15 protein-coding genes and 1 pseudogene are annotated in these 21,179 nt (G+C 37.1%); 6 read left to right on the plus strand and 10 right to left on the minus strand.

The features are described from left to right. Positions 1 to 287: 287 nt before the first annotated feature. From L1967_RS20370 to L1967_RS20395, 6 genes are all read right to left on the minus strand, one after another. Positions 288 to 734, minus strand: a complete 447-nt coding sequence (locus L1967_RS20370) for a hypothetical protein (RefSeq protein ID WP_249603348.1) — start codon at positions 732 to 734, stop codon at positions 288 to 290. 94 nt (positions 735 to 828) lie between these two features. Continuing rightward, a complete protein-coding gene (locus L1967_RS20375) occupies positions 829 to 2,382 on the minus strand; it encodes an IS1182 family transposase (RefSeq protein WP_249603349.1) in 1,554 nt (517 codons plus the stop codon). Positions 2,383 to 2,557: 175 nt separating this feature from the next. Further along, positions 2,558 to 3,214 (minus strand): hypothetical protein, encoded by a 657-nt coding sequence (locus L1967_RS20380; protein ID WP_249603350.1) that lies wholly within the window; start codon positions 3,212 to 3,214, stop codon positions 2,558 to 2,560. Continuing rightward, on the minus strand, positions 3,214 to 3,738 hold the full coding sequence (locus L1967_RS20385) for a hypothetical protein (RefSeq protein ID WP_249603351.1): 525 nt from the start codon (positions 3,736 to 3,738) through the stop codon (positions 3,214 to 3,216). Before L1967_RS20385 ends, L1967_RS20380 begins: the two co-directional genes overlap by 1 nt. 948 nt (positions 3,739 to 4,686) lie before the next feature. Next, on the minus strand, positions 4,687 to 4,959 hold the full coding sequence (locus L1967_RS20390; RefSeq protein ID WP_249603352.1) for a hypothetical protein: 273 nt from the start codon (positions 4,957 to 4,959) through the stop codon (positions 4,687 to 4,689). Between the two features lie 24 nt (positions 4,960 to 4,983). Then, positions 4,984 to 6,188, minus strand: a protein-coding gene (locus L1967_RS20395; RefSeq protein WP_249603353.1) for an IS3 family transposase whose coding sequence is annotated in 2 segments (ribosomal slippage) — positions 4,984 to 5,909 and positions 5,909 to 6,188 — 1,206 coding nt in all. Because the reading frame shifts where the segments join, the coding sequence is not laid out codon by codon here. A 346-nt stretch (positions 6,189 to 6,534) separates the two neighbouring features. Here L1967_RS20395 and L1967_RS20400 point away from each other — a divergent pair. Next, positions 6,535 to 6,774: a hypothetical protein gene (locus L1967_RS20400; protein ID WP_223091549.1), complete on the plus strand. Its 240-nt coding sequence runs from the start codon at positions 6,535 to 6,537 to the stop codon at positions 6,772 to 6,774. Between the two features lie 215 nt (positions 6,775 to 6,989). On the opposite strand, the gene L1967_RS20405 is transcribed toward L1967_RS20400, so the two are convergent. After that, positions 6,990 to 7,463 carry a hypothetical protein gene (locus tag L1967_RS20405; protein ID WP_249603354.1) on the minus strand — a complete coding sequence of 158 codons (474 nt, stop codon included), beginning with the start codon at positions 7,461 to 7,463 and terminating at the stop codon, positions 6,990 to 6,992. A 1,009-nt stretch (positions 7,464 to 8,472) separates the two neighbouring features. Here L1967_RS20405 and L1967_RS20410 point away from each other — a divergent pair. Genes L1967_RS20410 through L1967_RS20420 form a run of 3 tightly spaced genes read left to right on the plus strand, consistent with a single transcriptional unit; the run spans position 8,473 to position 15,668 of the window. Then, entirely contained in the window at positions 8,473 to 11,448 is a 2,976-nt protein-coding gene (locus L1967_RS20410) for a SusC/RagA family TonB-linked outer membrane protein (protein WP_249603355.1), read from the plus strand. A 10-nt stretch (positions 11,449 to 11,458) separates the two neighbouring features. Further along, positions 11,459 to 12,850 carry a RagB/SusD family nutrient uptake outer membrane protein gene (locus L1967_RS20415; protein ID WP_041579021.1) on the plus strand — a complete coding sequence of 464 codons (1,392 nt, stop codon included), beginning with the start codon at positions 11,459 to 11,461 and terminating at the stop codon, positions 12,848 to 12,850. Beyond that, positions 12,837 to 15,668 carry a M16 family metallopeptidase gene (locus L1967_RS20420; protein WP_249603356.1) on the plus strand — a complete coding sequence of 944 codons (2,832 nt, stop codon included), beginning with the start codon at positions 12,837 to 12,839 and terminating at the stop codon, positions 15,666 to 15,668. The genes L1967_RS20415 and L1967_RS20420 overlap by 14 nt, the downstream gene beginning before the upstream one ends. A 75-nt stretch (positions 15,669 to 15,743) precedes the next feature. Here the strand turns inward: L1967_RS20420 and L1967_RS20425 are convergent, their stop codons facing one another. The 3 genes from L1967_RS20425 to L1967_RS20435 form a co-directional block, all read right to left on the minus strand. Beyond that, entirely contained in the window at positions 15,744 to 16,109 is a 366-nt protein-coding gene (locus L1967_RS20425; RefSeq protein ID WP_249603357.1) for a DUF6520 family protein, read from the minus strand. Between the two features lie 136 nt (positions 16,110 to 16,245). Beyond that, on the minus strand, positions 16,246 to 17,169 hold the full coding sequence (locus L1967_RS20430) for a helix-turn-helix transcriptional regulator (RefSeq protein WP_249603358.1): 924 nt from the start codon (positions 17,167 to 17,169) through the stop codon (positions 16,246 to 16,248). A 21-nt stretch (positions 17,170 to 17,190) separates the two neighbouring features. Beyond that, positions 17,191 to 17,562: a DUF7793 family protein gene (locus L1967_RS20435; protein WP_249603359.1), complete on the minus strand. Its 372-nt coding sequence runs from the start codon at positions 17,560 to 17,562 to the stop codon at positions 17,191 to 17,193. A gap of 223 nt (positions 17,563 to 17,785) precedes the next feature. Between L1967_RS20435 and L1967_RS20440 the strand changes: the two genes are divergently transcribed. Further along, positions 17,786 to 20,200 carry a bifunctional aminotransferase class I/II-fold pyridoxal phosphate-dependent enzyme/GNAT family N-acetyltransferase gene (locus L1967_RS20440; RefSeq protein ID WP_249603360.1) on the plus strand — a complete coding sequence of 805 codons (2,415 nt, stop codon included), beginning with the start codon at positions 17,786 to 17,788 and terminating at the stop codon, positions 20,198 to 20,200. Between the two features lie 198 nt (positions 20,201 to 20,398). Then, positions 20,399 to 21,179, plus strand: a pseudogene (locus L1967_RS20445) (hypothetical protein); the annotation flags it as partial.

Genomic DNA, 21,179 nt, shown 5'->3' on the forward strand with positions numbered 1-21,179 from the left:
AGCAGTTGCACTTTAGGTCAATAACCAAAAGCCGATATCTTGCATAGAGACAAGATTTACTATCCGACAAATACTACCTCCTAAAAATAGACTAATCCCCATATATGGCTAACCGGCAAAGAACCGGTTTAGTCAACAGTGCGTTCATGTTAGGCCGTTCCGGCCACACGAACGCTTAGTTATTGCCAGTAGTTTTTTAGAGTCTTAATTTTGCTTGGATTGTCTGGTTGAGGAATCAAAGATGAAATTATAGAAATTTTATTTCATATTAACCGCTTTTAATGACATCACATATTATTTTTCTTTGATACCAGAATATAGTTTTTAAATACATAAACCCACGGAATGATAATTATATCTATAATAAAGCCTATAAAATTAGATTTTGTAAGTCCTTCAGCATCGGAACCTTCGAGTTGGTTTAAATTCCATAATGGATAAGCTACAATGGAGAGCCAAATAATTTTGTAAGTGATATTTAACAGAATTATCGGAATCATTTTAACGGGATGCATCAAACCAATTATTGATAAAACAGCAAATGTTGCCCATAAACTATAGCCAACTGCTGTCATTGGTTCCCATAAATCCATATGATTAAATATTGCAGTCCATACATCGATCCCTAACACTAAAATCATAAGCACATAATAAAATCTCAATAAGGAAATACGAAATTTCGAGAGCCCAACTGCTGGGTCGACTTTAAAAAAATTAGTTAGTTTCATTCTCATTATTATTTGTTTTTATTAACATTATTGTAAGATTAAGGATTTCGGTCAAAATTACTGGCAACGGCAGTTTGTCTCAAAACTACCTGCTTTGGTTTTAAAAATAGTTGAAATTAGTATTGAAAACAAAATTTATACTATGATCAGTATTTTTTGTTGTGCATTCGATAAAAGCTTTATTCATTCTTATAGAAGCTTTTATATACTTATTGAAGGCTAAAAACAGGGCTACGATGAGATGCTGTAAGCCGATTTTACTATTGAACAATCTTCTTAAATTATAGGCCAATGCGATGAGTCCAAAATCTGCAGAAGCTGCCTTGATGCCCCTTTTGGTCATGATATGATCAAAGCCCCATTGCCGCTTCATAGTGCCATAGGGATGCTCGACCAGCGCCTGCCTCTGTTTATAGAGCTCTCCGCTTTGTTCGACCCGCTTGGCGTTGCCTTGGATGTTCTTGGTAAATTGGGTGCGCTGTATAATCTTACCGTTAGCTTTGGCCGTGGTACACTTGCTGCGTACCGGGCATTCCTTACAGGCCTTGGTCTTGTATTGTTTAAACGTATAATTTCGGGCTTTGTACCAGGAGCCATTGCTGTATAAAGTATTTCCCTGGGGGCAAGTATAGGCGTCATCATCAGGATTATAAATGAAGTTTTCAGCATTGTATTTAGGATCTGGCGCCTGACTTTTACGTCCAATGGCCGGAATGGCCACCAGGGTATCGATACCTAGACTATCGGCAATATGGAACTCGCTCCCGGTATGATAGCCTTTATCATAGAGTGCAGTAAAGGAATTTGATCGTAAAATAGACTTGGCCCTTCTGAGCATGAAGCCCATTGCTTTTTTATCATTCTGATTGGTGAGTTTATAATCGATCAGTAACTTATGTTTGGCATCTACGGTAGTTTGCGCGGTGTAGCAGACCTCGGTAACGGTTCCCCTTACAATTTGATGTCTGCTATCAGGATCAGAGGTCGATCGTTGTGGGTTTTCAGAAGAAGCATCCTTGTCTAATTGTTTTTGTATTGCCCGGTATTTGGTCTGTTGCTGTTTGCGTCCTTTAATTTGCTCTTTAATTTCTTTGGTTTTTTTCCGGTCTCCATCAGCCTTGGCCAGTTCTTGGTTATGCTCTTCGAGCTTTTTATCGATGTACTCTAAGTGCCGCTGTATTTTCTTTTTGTTGTAGTTATTTTTTTTGCTGTTTTGCGCCCTTAGCTTGGTAGAATCCCCGGCAATAAGGGTTCCCCCGATCAGGTTGAAGTTACGGGCGATGGCCACACTTTGCCGGAACACCTTTCGGATGGCTTTTGGGTTTTCTTTTCTAAACCGGGCAATGGTATTGTGATCGGGTTTTAAGTTTTTAATCAGCCAGATCACTTCAATGTTACGATAAGCCTCTTTCTCCAATCTTCGGGAAGATCGCATCTGGTTCATATAGCCATAGATAAAGAGTTTGAGCAAATCTGCGGGATCATAGGGCGGCCTCCCTTGAGTGGCTATGGTTTGAAAGCCCATCTGTGATAAATCGAGCAAGTTGACAAATTGATCAATGAGTCGTACGCTATTATCCTGGGGAATCATATCATCCAAACAGGTTGCGTAAAGACTAAGCTGTTCGCGGTCTTGTCCTTGTTGGTATTCCATATCCTAAAAATACGAAATTCTTAGGTTTTGAGACAGTCTGACGGTCTTGTATAACAATCAGTTGCGGATTGGTTTGAAACTAAGATAGCTAAAATTACCGACTTTTATGCTTGCGCGGTTGTGTCCGCAGGACAGAAAGCCGCAATTGTTGTTATACGGTGTTACCACACGTTTTTTATTCGATTATTATTTTCTCAGCCTGTACTTTTCCATTACTAAAGATTATTCTACAAGACCATCTACTACGGATTGTTGCACCAAAACTATTTTGGCTATCAACCCAAGAGTTTATCTGATATTGTCCGTTTCCTAAATCTCTTACGTGATTTTTCTTTTCAAAAGTTCCAGGAAACTCTGCTGTTGAAGGTGATTTTAATCTATCTTTAATAAAATCCTTAGCATAGTTGTATGCTAAAATAGGATCTGCATCTCCCGTTCCATTATTATCTCCAGAAAATTGACTTATAACAAAAATTAATGCTATTATTCCTCCAACAATCCATTTCCAACTATTATTATTTTGTTCTGTTTGATTTAAATTTACTTGTCTTTGTTGAGTCTTTGAAGTTTTTTTAGTAGAATCTTTTCTTCGTTGAAGGTTTTTGTCAGATAAGAAAATACGCCATTGTTTTGGACTTTCTTCTGTTTGCTTGGCGTTTTTAATTTCTCCATTCTCAAGCAATTTTTTTAAGTATTTATTTTTCTTCTCAGCTTCTGTAATATGCCCCCTATTATAAAGAAGTTTATTGGCCTGTCCTAACGTTAAATAGTTCTTGTCTTTTTCTAAAAGAGCTTTGTCGATAGCTTTTGTTAATAATTCTATTCTTTCCATTATTTTAAAATTCTATTCAATTTTTCCTTAAATTTTTTTTGTCCGCCAGAACCGGGGAAATCAATTGCTTCTTCGTTTATTACTGGTATATCTAGATTTTTTAAAAACTGAAAATTTGCTTTAAATACTGATACAGCTATAAGTATAACTTTGGTTTTATCGGATAAAAGACTTTGGATTTTTTCTTCTAATACCTTTTGTCCATTTTTAATCAATTTTATCTTTTGAGTGGTGTTGTATTTTTTCTCAAATGGTTGGTCGAGAGAATCGATAAGATAAAATCCGTCATTTTTGAATTTTTTCAGAAATTCACTTTTTTTTCTTCTGATTTCTTTAGCTTTAAGTAATTCCGTTTCTCTTGGATACAGAACTTTCATTGTTTCAAGAAAAAGACTGTCCTGTTTCTCAACATTTTTAAAATAAAAGAATCTGTCAGAATCTGATTTAGGAGGAGTTTCTGCTATTAGAAGATATTTTATTTCTTTTGGTTTGAATTTTTCTCTTGCTTTTTCGAATTTGTTCATTTTTTTCGAAATTATGTTAGCAAATGTGTGGTAACGGTTTTGGTTATAATTCCGTTGCGGGAAAATCCGCAGGATTCTTTCCGCTTTGGCACTAATTTAGCAAATATCCGTGGGATTTCCGCTAGGAAATTCCGCCGCAATGGATTATAACCATTGTTACCCAATGTACCGACACGTTTTGCTTGGCACGTTCTGCTATTTTGTCCGTTTAAAATTTTGGTCAAATTTGTCAAATATTGAACCTGTGTTCCAGGTTTATTTTTAGGTTTTTACCAGATCGAAATAGTGAAAAGAAGGGATCGGTTTTTTTAATCTTCACTATTTTTATCCGGGTGCAAATTTATTCAACGTTGTATTTCCGCCGTGATTGGTTCTATTTTTCTTTTAGCTCAAATATTTAAAGTTTTCCTCAAGCTTTATATTTAGTTTTTCGGTTTCTTGAAAATCCGGTCAATTTCATCGGATTCTGTCTTTCTTTTTCCGCTGTGCTTGGTCCTAATTTTCTTTGGAGTTCTTGTTCTTAATCTTTTCAACAAGTTTTAATTGAACCTTCTTTTTTCAGTCAACTTTCTTGAAAATTCAGTTCAATTTAATCGAATTTCATTTTCTTTTAAGTACGGTTTGTTTCAGGGTTGGGTTTTTCCGTCCTGATTTTCTTTTTGTAGCGAACCTTTAAAGTTTTCCACGGATTTTTATCGGTTAAGTTTCGTGAAAATTGTGGTTGATTTTATCGATTTTGGATGTTTATATTATCCGATAATTTAATCAATTCCTGAGCACGAGTTGGTTCGGAGGTATTTTGGGTAACGGTCTCGATTATCGCAAGTAGCGGAGTAAGTGATGCGGATTTGTCGGCTTAACCTTTTCTTGCTTGGTTTCTAAAATTACACATTTTTATCTAAATGCCGCTATTTGCGATTAATCGTTGTTGTTGCAAGTTTTTGTTCTCTAATTTTGTTTAGGAGGAGGCACTGGAATCATTCTCAATGGTCTATTTCTGAAATAAATTTTCAAGTATAAAGTATCCGCATTTTTCTTATTTAGTTGATTGAATCTTTCTGACAGATTGATTAAGAAATCTTCAATTTCTTCCGACTTAGTTTTTTCTTCAAAATAAACTTCTATTCCAGCGCGATCTGGTGAATCGGAATAATTGAAATCTTTACCATTATTTAAAAGATGTCTTTTTAAAATTGTTTCTAAACTATGGACTTGCAACAAAAAACTGGACTTTAAGTTGAGTGACTATGCTGCTAGTTTTTGGTTATACATATCTAATTCAAATTCTTTAATGGTTCTGTTGCCTAAATATGAATGTCTTCTTCTGGTATTGTACCAGGTTTCTATCCACTGAAAGATAGACAACTCTGCCTGTGATCTAAGCTTATATTTATGCCAATATACCCATTCTACTTTCAGAGATTTAAAAAAGGATTCCGCTACGGCATTGTCCCAGCAATTTCCTTTTCGACTCATAGATTGTTTTACCAGGCCGTTATAACTCCTAAGTAGGCTGGTAAATCTTTGGCTGGCATATTGAATACCTTGGTCTGAATGGAATATAACAGGTTGGGTGAGTGTGGTATTTTTAATAGCCATCTGCCAAGCTTTTATAACAGTATCTTCGGTATTTAGGGTATCACTTAAAGCCCATCCTATAACTTTTCTATTGAATAGATCGATGATCACTGTTAAGTAACTCCAACCCTGATTGGTCTGAACATAGGTAATATCGCTTACCCATACTTGATTAGCTCTGGCCACACTGAAGCATTGATTCAACAAGTTTGGTGCTGTGGGATATTTATGGTTACTATCAGTGGTGGCTCTAAACTTACGCTTCCTCTTGGCGTATAAATAGTTTGCCTTCATTATACGGGCTACTCGTGGCTTTGATACCTTAAAGCCTAGGGCTTTCAATTCAGCTTTTATTCTAGGAGCTCCATAGCTCTGGTGGCTATCTTCAAATATATCTTTGATTAGAGAAGAGAGCTTCTGATTTTCTTTCCAGAGGTTGCTGGGACCAGATTTCAACCAGTGGTAATAACCACTTTTACTTACTGCTAACATAGTGCACATCTTCTCAACAGGAAATTTCATACGATGCTGTTTTATGAACCTGTATTTTTCTTGTCGCTCGCGGAGAAGATGCCAATCGCCTTTTTTAAGATATCACGTTCTAATTCGGCTTCTTTAAGCTGTTTCTTTAAACGAGCTATCTCTTTTTGTTCATCGGTCATTTTAGGATTACCCCGGCCGGGAAAACTATTTTTACCATAATTCTTTTGCTCTTTACGCCAGCGGTAAAGAACAGCAGGTAATATATCTAAGTCTTCACAAACCTGTGCTACACTGCCTTTGGCATAACTTAATTCTACTGCTTTTTGCTTAAACTCTAAGGTGTAATGTTTGGCTTTACGTCTCATAATTGCTAAGTTAACAACTTGCAATAATATTCATTCAACTCTATGTCCAGTCTAATGTAGTAATTCCAGGTATACTACGGTAAGGAAATCAGCACTCCTAAACGACGGTTTTAATCCCGGTTTTTTCACTCATTATTGGAAAAATTCCAGAGGGGATGTATACTTTTTTGTTTATGATTATGGTTTTCTAGACCTAAAAAAATCAGGTAAAAATAAATATCTGATTGTACAATGGCAGGAATATATGCGCAAATAGCTTATTATAACCAAATCATTACAATCCTAGATTTGGATTAATGCTAGAAAATCTTGCTAATAGCAACAGATATTAACATGCTTCATTACTTTTACTTTTAATAGATTTTTGATTATGAAGGCTTTGACACTTTACCAATATAAACTATTATCAGATCATGAGCAATACGATTTATTATTTACCCAGGGGGATTTCTTGGATATGATAATAGCGGGGAATTCCCGTTTTGCCGTTTACGCACTTTTCAAATTTTTTGTGGAAATAGAATATAATAATAGGGAAAATAAAATCATTGGTCTTAAAAGTTTTGTGACCGGTGAAATTATGGATAAGTATACTGATCTTAATATTTAAATCATTATTATCTAAGTTCAATCGATAACATAAAATGCAATCATTAGATTATTTAAATTTTGATCACAATAAACAAAAATATGAGTTGATGTTTTTTTAATACTGCTTTAAACTCCAAACATGATTAGTTAACGACTTCTATCTTTCAAATTTTTAATATTTACTTTTAAAAATTGCATCATTTCGTAAGCTGAAGGTTGGACAGTATTCTGTGATCATATTTCTATCTTCGGTCGCTCTCCGTCACCATACAAATAATTAAAAAGTTGGCTTGGTTTGATATCAAGTGACTTAGAAATACCATATACTTCACTAGGGTATAGATGAACAAATTCACCTTTTAACAATCTGCTAAATCTGGTATTTTCAATATTTGCAGCAAGGGCAATATCTTTTGAGCCTTTTACGAAGGGTGACAAAAAATTCTTTAACTTATTATCAGATTCAGATATTAAATGGAGCCTTTTGAATTTATAATCTTTAAAGAGTTTATCACACACAACATCAATATTTATATTTAGTAGTTGCGTAACATTATAAAAAGATTCGGCTAAAACAAGGTTTCTTGTCCCAACTATATCTTCAATAACATTTTCTAATTTCTTTTTAGACTTTCCGGAATATTCCTTCGAAATTAATTTAAAAATAAACTTAAGGAAAAAATCTGTACTTAATATATTGTTATTCAATTTGTTATTTTTAAATCAAAAATTAACAGCAAATATTTTTGCTGTTTTTAAATATTATTTTATATTTGATTCTCAACCAACTGAGAGTTGGAATGAAAAATAAAAAATGATCACCTAATTTGGTGAGCATGAGTTTTTAAGAGCCTCTGAGTCCGAAACTAGCACATTCATACTCAAATCCGAGGCGGTAGATTAAAAACCCATGTCTAAAGATATTGTGTACTTTTGCACAACTCTTTGGGCTGGGTGTCTATCGAATGTCGGGTTTGGGGCTAGTGCTAGTGCCTGGACAAAGACAGGGAATAGCCCCAGCCTTTTGTATTTGTAACAGAGACTCGTTAACCATAAATGATTTTTATGAAAACGAGAACCACATATCCTGCTAAACACTTTTGCGGCATATTGCGGCATAAGTATTTTTTCTCCTTTCATAACAGTAAACCACAGCCCCAATCGTTACAACCTATTTCAAAAAACATCAAGCGTCCACTAGAATAATTTGGGCGTAGCCGGTGTCAAAAAGCCCTGCCTTTTGCCCGGTGTTACCGGTCTGGTACCTGTGCAAACCACATGGGTATAGCCATGAGGGTATAGACCTCCATATTTTTCTAGTACTCGCAATGCTAAAAATAGGACGTTTTTCTTTGTCGTGCAAATCCAATATTTGCTATTACAGGCAAGCTGGGCCGGTTTTTAAAGATTGAGTTAGGAAGTCTTAAAAGTGAAACGCAAATCGTGGCTGGTAATTAGTGGCGCTAAAAGTAAACAGTTAGCCGCTAATTTTTAGAAAAACTTTCCAGGTCTGCCATCACAGGTATGAAAGAAAACAAATATTAACTTTTAAAATCAACAATTATAAGAATATAAACTTAACAAACACTCAATTTAAAATGTAAGAATTAGTCTTTTATGGCAACAGCTAAAAGAACCTTCCCGCGAGATTGGCGTCTGGACGGGGAAGGCTTAAGCTTAAATAAAACATGGTTTCATTTAAATCACACGTAAAATTATGAAAAATAATTACTCGCGCCATATATTGGTGGCGCTAATAATTATAGGCGGGATACTCTTGTGTCTGCCCAAAGCTGCACATGCCGCAAACCCTACTCCCCTGCTCTTGCAACAACAACAAATTACCGGGACGGTGACAGATCAAAATGGCCTTCCCATTCCGGGCGTGAGCATTATTTTAAAAGATACCAAACGGGGTGTGGTCACCAATTTAGACGGTGAATATCATATGACCGCTCCCGCAAACGCTACTTTGTTTTTTTCATATATCGGTTATAAAACCCGGGAAGTCCCCATAGACGGGCGAGAGGTAATCAACATCCAACTGGAAGAAGATATCGCCGCCCTGGGTGAAGTTCAAATCAATGCCGGCTATTATAATACTACCCGAAGGGAAAGCACGGGAAATATTGCGAGAGTCACGACCGAGGAAATAGAAAACCAGCCGGTCATTAGTCCGCTACAAGCCTTGCAGGGCAGAATGGCTGGGGTAGAGGTTACTTTGGGCGGCGCAAACCCCGGGGCGGCTGCAACCATAAGAATCAGGGGAACAAACAGCCTTCGGGAAGAAGGAAATTATCCTTTGTATATCATCGATGGCGTGCCTATAAGTTCCATCCCTACTGAAAGCAACTCCTTATTAAGTTCGTCAGGTATCGATCCTTTAAATAATCTAAATCCTTCAAATATAAAAAGCATCGAAGTTTTAAAGGATGCCGATGCTACAGCAATATACGGTTCCCGGGGTGCCAATGGGGTGGTACTTATAACCACCAAATCGGGAAACAATACTGGTACCGCTCTAGAAGCCAGAATCTATACCGCGATCTCTACCGTACCACGAAGATTAGATTTACTAACTACTCCGCAGTATTTACAACTAAGAAAGCAAGCTTTTGAAAGTGACGGGATAGAACCCACAGCAAATAATGCTTATGATTTACTGCTCTGGGACCAGGATCGCTATACCGACTGGCAGGATTTTGTATTTGGCGGTCAAGCACAAACGACCAATGCCAACCTTTCCTTTACAGGTGGCAGTGAAAATACCTCCTATAGGTTAGGAGGCTCTTATCTTCGGCAAGGAACTATTTATCCGGCAGATTATAATTATCATAAAATTACCGGGAATCTTAGCTTAAATCATTATTCGGAAGATCGAAAGTTCAATTTGGGAACTTCCATAAATTATGGAATTGATCATAATGAACTGGCCGGCAACTTAAATTTAGGGCCTTCTGTTTTTTTGTTACCCCCTAATGCCCCCACCGTATTTAACCCGGACGGATCATTACACTGGGAAGATTGGAGTGCTGCCGGCATTCCCAACCCGTTAGAGGGCTATTTTAATGATAGCAATACACAAACCCGTAGTTTTATAGCCAATACCTATCTTTCTTATGAGATTTTACAAGGGCTACAGTTAAAAACCAGTTTGGGGTACACCAATTATACCACAGACGAATTAAGAAAATTACCGGGAAGATCCTATAACCCGGCAGAGAATCCCCAAAACAGGTCTGCCCACTTAAACACCAGTAGGACCTCCTGGATAGTGGAGCCGCAAATTCTTTATCACTCCAAGTTTGGACATTTGGAAGGTGATTTTATACTGGGAGCAACATTACAGGCAGAAAACTCTTCTCGCGAGAGCTTGCAGGGAACGGGCTATGCCACAGAATCCCTTATAGGGAATCTGGCCGCAGCTGAAATGATCATCAATGCTCAAAGCGCAAGTACCCAATACCGCTATGCCGCTTTGTTCTCCCGGTTTGGTTTTAACTGGGATCAAAAATACTATGTAAATCTAACCGCAAGAAGGGATGGTTCCAGCCGTTTTGGCCCCAACAACAGGTTTTCTAATTTTGGTGCTGTAGGGGTAGCCTGGATTTTTACCGAAGAGCAATTTATCGAAAATCAGCTTCCCTTTTTATCCTTCGGAAAACTACGGGGAAGTTACGGAAGTACAGGAAATGACCAGATTGGTGATTATGGCTATTTGGATGCTTATGAAGCGACCAGGGGCCCCGGGGGATTATACCCCACCTCCCTTGCCAATCCAGACTATTCCTGGGAGGTGAACAAGAAATTAGAAGCCGGCATGGAACTGGGCCTTTTAAATGATCGGATAAATTTTAGTTTCAGCTGGTACCGCAATCGTTCTTCCAATCAATTGGTAGGCTATCCCCTGCCCGCCATCACAGGATTTCAGACGGTACAGGCAAACCTTCCTGCTACTGTCGAGAACAGGGGGATTGAAGTAGAGTTTACCACCTACAATATTCGTCATAACAATTTTAGTTGGACAACCTCTTTTAACCTTAGCAGACAAAAAAATGAGCTTATTAGTTATCCAGAGATAGAACAATCTTCCTATGCCAATGTATATAAAGTAGGGTATCCGCTTAACATTGTTTTAAACTACAATTATACGGGAGTAGACCCGGAAACCGGTTTATACACTTTTCAAGATGTTAATGAAGACGGAAGGCTAGATATACAAGACAGAATAAATATTCAAGATCGTAACCGCGAATTCTTTGGAGGCATTAGCAATGCTATTACCTATAAAAATTTTCATCTTCAATTCCTTTGGGAGTTTGTAAAACAACCTGGTAGACTATCATATCTTAATGCCGGCCGCACAAGTAATATACTAGCTTTTTATCTAAGTGAGCCTAACTTGCAAATTCCCACTACTTCTTATCAGGGTAGCGTGGCATACAGCAATGCGCTAAATAGTTCGGTCTTTAACCAGGATGGTTCATTCCTTCGCTTAAAAACCCTGGCCGCTTCTTACAACCTGGAAAAAATAGCCGGAAAACTAGGGCTTCAACAGTGCCAGTTATTTCTCAATGCTCAAAACCTTATCACGCTTACCTCTTATAAAGGCTTAGACCCGGAATCTCCGGTAGGCGGATCATCTATTAGTAATCTTCGTACCATCTCAGGAGGATTACAATTAAAATTTTAAAATCCAGTATATGAAATCTAATCGAACAATCGTAAAAATACTCCTTGCGCTAACTGTAGTGTTACATTTTGGCTGTGAGGATTTGGTATCTATAGATGTTCCTACCAATAAACTGGTACGAAGCCAGGTCTTTGATAGTGAGCAAACCGCTATTAGTGCCTTAACAGGTATTTACAACCAATTGTACCTGTCGGCTTTCTCAAACGGCTCCTGGAATAGCATTTCGGTAGTATCAGGTTTATCGTCAGATAATATCCAAAACATTAATACTTCCAATCTGGACAGGATGGAGTTTCAGGAACACCAAATTAATCCCGAAAACTCCTATAATCTGGAATTATGGTCCAGTGCCTATAATATCATTTATATGACCAATGCATGCCTGGAAGGACTGTACAATTCAGAGAAAATAGCTCCCGACCTGGCCATTCAATTGGAAGGAGAAGCTCGCTTTGTGAGGGCTTTTACTTATTTTAATTTGGTGAACCTTTATGGATCAGTTCCCTTAATCCTTACCACAAACTATGAGCGTAATGCCCTTGCTGAAAAATCAAGTGTCGAAATAGTGTATCAACAGATTATTGATGATCTTGAATTTTCTTCTGAAGTTTTAAATCCCTCTTACCGCACCGGAGAAAGAATCACTGCAAATAAATTTGCCGCAACGGCGCTGTTGGCAAGGGTCTATTTATATAATGAAGAATGGCAAATGGCTGAAATGCTTAGTACTGAAGTTATAAACGAATCTTCCACTTATCAAATACTGGATAGTTTAAATACCGTATTTCTAGCGAATAGTCGTGAGGCCATCTGGCAAATTTCGCCCATTGGAGGCGGTGGGATAGCCACTAATACCAATGACGGAAACATTTTTGTTATCGATCCTGTCTTTTCCTTTTTTGCCAGTATACAACTGCGAGAAGGGCTTGTAAATACATTTCAGGAAGAAGATAAACGTCTTGCAAACTGGATTGGATATAACGAATCCCTAAACGCGTATTTCGCCCATAAATATAAAATACGCACCAGTTCCGATTTTCCAATTATAGAATATTCAATGGTGTTACGATTAGCAGAGCAATATTTAATAAGGGCCGAAGCAAGAGTATATCAAGGAAAATTGTCTGAAGCACAAAATGATTTAAACGTCATCCGTGAACGGGCAGACTTGCTCCCCTTTGAAGCACAATCAGAAACAATGCTACTGGATGAACTATTTATCCAACGACAAAAAGAGCTTTTTACCGAGTGGGGACATCGTTGGCTCGATCTTAAAAGAAGCAAAAGAGCGCAGTCTGTTTTCGGGTCAGACCCATTATGGGATTCCGGTGATCTCTTATATCCCATTCCCACCCAGGAGCTTATTAAAAATCCAAATTTAACCCAGAATGATGGCTATTAAAAAATGTATATCTATCGCGATGATCCTAATCCTCAAACTTCATACCTGGGGGTTGGCTGCTCAATCCTTCCCCCCTCAGGTAACTAATGATCCCATTCCATTAGACAACAGTGTGCGGTATGGAACCCTGGATAATGGCTTTACGTATTATATAAAGAAAACCCAAGAGCCTAAAAAGGAAGTCTATATGAAGCTTGCCGTCAAAGCAGGTTCCTTTTTCGAGACGCGATCCCAGGAAGGATATGCCCATCTTCTGGAACATGTAGCGCTATTTAATAAGAATCCAACTGATTTTCATGCCAGGGTAAAGTATCAAGGGATGATCCCTCGAGCCCAAACAGGACAAGTTGTTACGAAATACCAGATCGTTATCCCCGATGCTAATAATGAAAAAATAGCATTAGGATTAAATGCACTAAAATCCTGGGCAGCAGAAATAAAGTTTGATCAATCTCAGGTAGCTGTTCAACGGGGTGCCGTTCTGGGGGAAATGAGAACTAAGAATCCTTATCAGCAATGGCTGAATAAGAAGTATGGAGAAATACTATTACAAAATGTTGAATTTCCAATATACTCCAAGGAAAGATTGGTAAAAAAACTTAAACATTTCAACATGGGCCCATTAAAGAAATTCTATAAAGATTGGTATAGGCCTGATAGGCAAGCTGCGATTATCGTTGGGGATATAAATCTTGACAGTATTCAAATCTTGATTGAGAAAAATTTTTCGGATTTAAACAATCCAAAAAACCAGAAAGATGATGAAGATATTATAAAAAGATTCGCAATTGAGCTTAAAGGAAATAATCAATATGTAACATTTAAAGACAGTATTGATCCCGGGAGAAGGTTAACGATGTTTATAAAGGAGAAAAATCACGATTATAATAAAATTTCAAAAAGAGATTTTTATCATATGTTTTTGCAAAAAATGGTTAATTATATAGCTGAAAAGCGGTCTCAAAAATTTCAGAAACAGTATGATCCTCCTTTTTCTAATTATATAAACCGGCATACTACTTCTAATGGTTTTAAAGAACAGGTAGTAGTGTCGGCTATGGAGGTAAATTTAGATGATCATCCCACAGCTATTGATAAAAAGATTCATGCCGCCTTAACGGCATATAAATCATTATTTTCAGGGATAACAGATCATGAAGTACATGAAGCCAGGAAAACCCTAAAATCAGAATTTAGCATGGCTTACAACAACAATGTAAACCTTGCCGAGGCTTACCTTGACAATTTTACTCAAGGATCTGCCGTGCCTTCTACGAAAACACAAACAGAACTTTATGATCTTTTATCCACTATAAAAGTAAACGAGGTACAGGAATTTGCCGATAAGAAGGCCAGCCTACTTGAAAATAAAGACTTTATTTTCATTAATATCCCTAAAAATAGTCTACCGGGTACAAAGAAAATGATAGACCTATTTGAAGAGGTTGCTAATACCCCTATCGCTTTCAATCCTCCCCTCCTTAACATGGAACTATCCGATAGTATTTTAAAATTTAGTGGTGGCAGTAATACTAAAGGTGATGCATCCACAAACCTAATAGGGGTTACCCGGGTTAAGTTAACTAATGGAATTGAGCTATGGTTAAAGCCTTCCAAACCAAGATCAGAGGTATTTAAAAACCAAATAGAAATTTTGGGTTTTAAACCACTGGTTACCGGCCATAACAATAAAAATATACGATCGAAAATATTAGCACATTCTTATGCTTCTTACTCTGGAACCGGAGGTTTTAATAAATTTCAGGTGGCTCACTATTTAGAAGCGCATCATTTAAAACTCCATTTTGGAACGGATGAAAACGACTTTGTTATCGAAGGAACATTTAAGGAGAAAAATTTGGAAGATTTTTTTAAATTATTTTTTCTAAAAATAGAGGAACCTGATAAGGATACGGCTGCCTTTACTTCCTGGAAGGAAAAAGAAAAAGCTTTACTTGCCATCAGGGGAGGATCGGATTTTTTTCGAGGGAAAATTAAAAAAATCTGGTATCCGGATGCCCCATCTGTTGACAAAGAAATTTTAGATACCATAAGCAGAGAACTTTTACTTAGTGAATATAAAAAACACTTTTCCGATTTTAAGAATTACACCTTTATTATAAGCGGAGACTTTACTACTGACTTACTGCTTAAAAAAGTACAGAAGTATTTTGCAGCCTTGCCTGTATCCAAAAAAGAAGATGATCTACCGCCTGTTTCAAAAGCGTTCAGTTTAAGAAAACGAAACGATACCATCAGACTTGAAAGATTAAATCAGGCTTTTGCAGAAGTCTATTATCCCGTAAAGATCAAGACTCCGGTCGATAGCAAATCACAGGTGATATTAGATATCATTAATTCGGGTTTTAATGAACAGATCAATAAAAGATTACGAATAGGATCGTATAGTCCACGGGCTAGTGGATACTGGCTGGATAAGAAAAAAGGGATATACACATTTTTCATCAATTTTGATAGTGAATTGGGCAATGAACAACGTATGCTTGATTATGCCGAAGAGGAGGTTATGAAATTCCAGAAAACCGGGGTCGATCAGGGCTGGTTGGATGCTACAATAAATTTAAAACTAAACGAATATCAACGCGACATCAATAGTTTTGGCTATTTCAATTTCTGGCCAGATTACCTTAAAAATGCCATTAAAAATAAAGAAAACCCAGAGGATTGGATATTGCAATATCCCTCGCTTTTAAAGAATTTCATATCCCTGAAGGAAGTCAATGAAGCTATTCAGAATTACCTTATTACAGCATATCAGCAAACATTTCTTATCCTACCAAAAGAAACGGTGTACTAGAGCCTTACAAATAGGCATTAAAAAAAGCACATTGGCAGTCTTTGCCAATGTGCTTTATCTCCATTCCAACGTATACTAAGGTTGAATTATAATTGGACCTCCTTCACTGTCTTGCTTTAGTGAGTTCAGATCCATTTCATCGTATAAATCATAAACGGGACCGTCCTGTCCAAATTGAACTTGACAGGTTGCATCGCCTCCCGTACATGCTTGCTCTGGGATGGCCTGCCAATTACCATTTACTAGAACATAGTCTTGAGCTTGTACATTTGGTTCTGGATCGTTTTCACTTACAAGTGTTGTAAAGGACATGCCTAAAACAACAAGAAGTGCCATTGCTGGAATTAAAAATAACTTTTTCATGGTATTAAGTTTTAATATATACCTACTCTTTGAAGGATTTTCGGCTTCTCCTACTTTCTGCGCAAAAAGATTTGTCATTCTTCTTTGGTGTAAATTTCCAGGACATCACTGGAAGTCGAAAGTAGTTCCTATTAAAGGCTACGATCATTTACAATAGTAAATTTCATCAAATAACCTCAAATAAAATGGTCGCTAAAGCCTAAAAGCTATTCTGTTATGATGATGACAAGGAATTTTCTATTCTGTATTGCGAAGGAGTCTCTCCGAATTGAAGCCTAAACTTCCTGGAAAAATGAGAATGATCTTTAAAACCGCATTTTTGGCTAATGATAGAAATCGGTATTTCTGTAGTACGGATTAATAGTGCGCCTTTTTCCAGCCTCTTTTGCATATGAAACCTGGGTATTGTGGTCCCATACATCTTCTTAAATTCTTCTTTGAGCTTCGTTTTATTGGTACGATGAATAAGTCCCAATTCTTTAAGGGAAGGGAGTTCCTTATGAAGATTTCGAAGAATATATAGACGTACTTGCTTAACCAGGGATTTTGTTGCGGTACTTTCTTTTTTTTCTGACTTCGATGAGCGGGCAGTAGCCCTTTTTTCCCCATCTTCCCTTTCTTTATTTTTGAAACGAAAAACATTAATTACATAAGAAATATCCGAATCAACGCCTATCATTTTCTGTACAGTGCAAGAAGTTCTATAGAATTTATTATTTTTAATTACAAAATCTAGGAAGAGTAATCGCTGATAGTTTTTATCCCCGTTTAAACGCAGTTCCTCTTTTAACATGTTAACCGAAATATTTGAAAGAATTTCTGATACCGGCCTGCCCCGGTATTCTTTATCCCATTGCAGTATTTGAGGGGTTTCGGAAGTATACGAGCTTATGTGATACTCTTTATCCAAAAAAATCACAAAATATAATTCGGGATGTTCCATCAACTGCTGGGGGTTAAAACAGGAATCCTCGATCTCCTCAGACATCATGTTCAATAATAATGAAATAGTATCAAAAGGATCACTACGCCCGGGGGAATCTTGTCGAAACATAAAATTACCACAGGCAATCTCGATAATTTGATTGCATAACGAATCGAATCTCATTTTATCCTCCTTACTCATTTGTTTTTTCATAATTATAGTTTTTAGTATGGGTTACTTTATATAGTCCTGTAGAAACGAAAGTGCCTTGTCCCTATCAGTAAATATCCGGGTAGGATAAGGCGGTTCGCTTGCTTTTACATAGAGGCGGGCAACCTTCATGGCAAGCTCATCTTCTACCAGCAGAGCGAGGGCTTTAGTCAAATTGCCACCTTCAATGGCCAAATAATCCCTGGCTTGCTTTTGTGCTGTGGTCACGCCTCGTAAATCGCAAAATATAGGATAGGAATTCTCGTTTTGAAGTTGTAAGCGTTCACTTACAATCGTCTTAGCCATAGACCCATCAATCTCATATATCTCTTTATAGACAAAATAGAAAATTCCATGGGAAATCCACATTTTTGCGTATGTACCATCCACCATCATCCCGTAAAAATTTGAATATCACTAATATAAATAAAAAATCAATATATCTCAATAGCCTGGTATCCAGGCATTATAAAGTAAAAGAAAGCTACTCTCATAGATTTTAATGGTATTTGAACGAAAAGCCGAATAACTATTCCGAAAAGCCTTTTTATTATAACGGTCAGGATTATGATCAATATTTATCATAGCTTAAAAAAGAAAATTTTTACATGAAAAAGTTATGGCGAAGGTTAAACACAATAATTTCCTAGATACCGTTGATGAAGTCATCACTAATGCTACCAATGCCAGGGTCATCCATTTACGGGCAACGGGCGATGCGTTAAATGGAAGGCATATAACTATTAATGGAAAACCTTCATATCATTTCGGAACAACAGGTTACCTGGGTCTTGAACAAGATAGACGGTTAAAAAATGCCGCGAAAGAGGCTATTGAAAAGTATGGCACCCAATTTCCCTTATCCAAAACATATATTTCACATCCGCTCTATGCACCGCTAGAAGAAAAGATTTTCGAAATGTATGGACACCCCATACTTATCACAAAAAATAGTACCCTGGGGCATTTAGCCGTAATTCCGACTGCTGTTCGGTACGGCGATGCTGTGATACTGGACCACCAGGTGCATTGGAGTGTTCAAAGTGCGACCGAGGTATTAAAGTCAAAAGGAATAACGGTACGAATGATTAGACATAGTAATTTAGAGATGCTGGAACATGCTATCAAAGCATTACGAAATAAAGCCAGGAAAATTTGGTATATGGCAGATGGGGTGTATTCTATGTACGGGGATTTTTCCCCTTTACAAGATTTGATGGAGTTATCGAAAAAATATTCTCAGTTACATCTCTATATTGATGATGTCCACGGAATGAGCTGGATAGGACCACACGGTACGGGATATGTGATGTCGGTATTAAAAGAGCTTCCCAAAAATATACTACTGTTTGGTACACTGAGTAAAACTTTTGGAGCCAGTGGAGCAGTACTAGTTTGTCCTGATAAGAAATTACATCAAAAGATTAAAAATTTTGGAGGGCCGCTTACATTTTCTGCCCAGCTGGAACCAGCCTCTGTGGCTGCCGCAATTGCTTCGGCCAATATTCATATGTCTCCCGAGATCTATGCGTTGCAATCAGAATTGGAACAAAAAATCAATTACTTCAATCATTTAGTGGCGTTAACAGATTTGCCGCTGGTACATAAAAATAGCTCCCCGGTATTTTACATTGGCACCGGACGACCTGCCACCGGATATAATTTTATAAAGAAAATGATCGATGCCGGATTTTTTGTAAACCTTGGATTGTTTCCGGCTGTTCCTGTTAAGAATACCGGGGTTAGGATAACGATTTCCAGGCATAACAAATTGAAGGATATCAAGGCATTGGTCGATGCGATGACCCATTATTTTCCTATGGCAATGGCAGAAACCCATACTGGCCTAAGCAAGATTCACAAATCATTTGGAATGCAGCAACCTAAAGAACCTCATACTGTAGCTACACCGGTTGAAGAATTACAACTGGAATATAGCGAAAGTATTCAACAGATAAATAAAACGGAATGGGATAGCTGTTTTTGCGGAAAAGGTACGTTTGACTGGGAAGGCCTTGCATTTTTGGAAAAGGTCTTTACCAACAATCAATTACAAGAGCATAACTGGGGATTTCACTATATCACGATAAAGGATCAAGACGCCAAGATGATTTTGGCAGCCCCACTTACCAGTGCACTCTTAAAAAATGACATGCTTTCCGAGGTTAATACCTCAAAAGCCATCGAAGAATTGCGGATAGAAGATCCCTATTATATGACCGATGTGGCGCTATCCCTGGGTTCTGTTTTTTCAGAGGGAGCTCATTTATTCTTAAACGATGCTCATCCAAACCATCTTCAAGCCACACGATTATTTCTCGAGAAAATTGAGAAAATAAAAACCAAAGTTGATGCTAAACTTATTATGTTAAGGGATTTTGAAAAAACTAATACTTTGAACACTTTCCTCCATGAGCAAGGTTTTATTGCCATAGCTATGCCCGATGCTTGTGAACTTACCAATCTCCATTGGAAGAGTGAAGAGGAGTATTTGAATACACTTAGTAAACGATCCAGAAAGCATTTTAGAAAAGAGATTAAAGCTTTTGAAAACTATTTTACCCTATCGATAATAAAAGATCCATCCCCTTCTGAAATTGATCAATTCTATGGATTGTTCCAACAGGTTTGGCGCCATAACTTAGGGATTAACACCTTTATGTTTCCAAAAAAGTTATTTATAGAAATGGGGAAACATCAAAATTGGGAATTTTTAGTCCTCACATTGAATGCAGAGGTTGAGCCCTCAAAAAAAGCGATTGGTGTGATGTTTTGCACCCATTCGGGACGTACGTATATTCCTAGCTTAGTAGGCATGGATTATGATCAAAACAAGAAATTTAACACCTATCGACAACTACTATATCAAACTATTAAACGAGCTAACGAGCTTAATTGTACCAAAGTCGATTTAGGATTTAGCGCGAGTTTCGAAAAAAGAAAATTAGGAGCAAAATTAATCCCAAAAGTAGCCTATATTCAGGCAGATGATAACTTTAGCCTTGAAGCCCTGGACTGGCTTAGAAAAGATTGAGACCTCCCCCTTTGAAGTATATTTTTTAATATTTACCCGTTACAAAGCCCTATTGAAAATAGCACAACAAAGGCATTATTTGTTTTCAAAAAATACCGAAATGGTGTCTACATGTAGTGAACATCATAAGTAAAAACTAAATTTTTCAATAGCGATTAATTTTTTATGCAATCAGCCCTCACTAAATCTAAAATAAAGATGAAAAATATAGTACAATCATATCCGCTAGAGTGGCTTGATTTATTAATCACAGTCACACTCAATCCTACCAAGACAAAAGTGAGGGCTATAACTAATGAGCAATTTAATAATATTATTAATCGTATTCCTGAAGAAAATCTACGTCTTCAAAAACTTATTAAAACCCACGTATTTTCCACTACGAAAGAGGAAGAAATTGCTTTACTGATCAAACAGTATCATTCATCACTTATTGCCCTACTTGACCAGACACTCGAAAATCAAAAAGAAGACACCTCTCGAAAGCTTATTTTAAAAAAAGTCTTTAAAGTGCTGCTCTCCAATATAGATGAGTTGCTATCTTTTATTGAAACCCGCTTTTCTACAAATCTTATCCTGGACGAAAGGGTTCCAGAGATGTATCTCTCCGTTACCAAAAAAGAGCTAAAAAAAAAATTAGATAAGCTTAAATCAAATGCCAGTCTGAAGCTTAAAACACATCCCGCATTTGATATCATTCTTAAAAGATTATATCATTTTATAAATAGCACACATCTTCATTATGAAGTGACGTTTCGTGATATTTTTTATAAAAAAACACTTGTTCAAGGACTTGGAGGACTTGAATATAATAAAGAAGAAGTAGAAGCGTACTCCGCTTTGGATGAATTCCTAATTTATTTAAACTTTAACAGCAAGGCCTATATGAACCTGTTTACGGATCATATCGCCAAACAAATAAACAGACATGATAGTACCATTGAAAAGATGGATACACTACTCTATTATTACAAAGCCT

This window comes from Zunongwangia pacifica, from assembly GCF_023499215.1.
Lineage (GTDB): Bacteria > Bacteroidota > Bacteroidia > Flavobacteriales > Flavobacteriaceae > Zunongwangia > Zunongwangia pacifica.

Excerpts from the sequence above, each read along its gene's own strand:
- L1967_RS20370 (WP_249603348.1), bottom strand. The coding sequence starts at position 734 with ATGAGAATGAAACTAACTAATTTTTTTAAAGTCGACCCAGCAGTTGGG.
- L1967_RS20375 (WP_249603349.1), bottom strand. The coding sequence starts at position 2,382 with ATGGAATACCAACAAGGACAAGACCGCGAACAGCTTAGTCTTTACGCA.
- L1967_RS20380 (WP_249603350.1), bottom strand. The coding sequence starts at position 3,214 with ATGGAAAGAATAGAATTATTAACAAAAGCTATCGACAAAGCTCTTTTA.
- L1967_RS20385 (WP_249603351.1), bottom strand. The coding sequence starts at position 3,738 with ATGAACAAATTCGAAAAAGCAAGAGAAAAATTCAAACCAAAAGAAATA.
- L1967_RS20400 (WP_223091549.1), top strand. The coding sequence starts at position 6,535 with ATGAAGGCTTTGACACTTTACCAATATAAACTATTATCAGATCATGAG.
- L1967_RS20410 (WP_249603355.1), top strand. The coding sequence starts at position 8,473 with ATGAAAAATAATTACTCGCGCCATATATTGGTGGCGCTAATAATTATA.
- L1967_RS20415 (WP_041579021.1), top strand. The coding sequence starts at position 11,459 with ATGAAATCTAATCGAACAATCGTAAAAATACTCCTTGCGCTAACTGTA.
- L1967_RS20420 (WP_249603356.1), top strand. The coding sequence starts at position 12,837 with ATGATGGCTATTAAAAAATGTATATCTATCGCGATGATCCTAATCCTC.
- L1967_RS20425 (WP_249603357.1), bottom strand. The coding sequence starts at position 16,109 with ATGACAAATCTTTTTGCGCAGAAAGTAGGAGAAGCCGAAAATCCTTCA.
- L1967_RS20430 (WP_249603358.1), bottom strand. The coding sequence starts at position 17,169 with ATGAAAAAACAAATGAGTAAGGAGGATAAAATGAGATTCGATTCGTTA.
- L1967_RS20435 (WP_249603359.1), bottom strand. The coding sequence starts at position 17,562 with ATGATGGTGGATGGTACATACGCAAAAATGTGGATTTCCCATGGAATT.
- L1967_RS20440 (WP_249603360.1), top strand. The coding sequence starts at position 17,786 with ATGGCGAAGGTTAAACACAATAATTTCCTAGATACCGTTGATGAAGTC.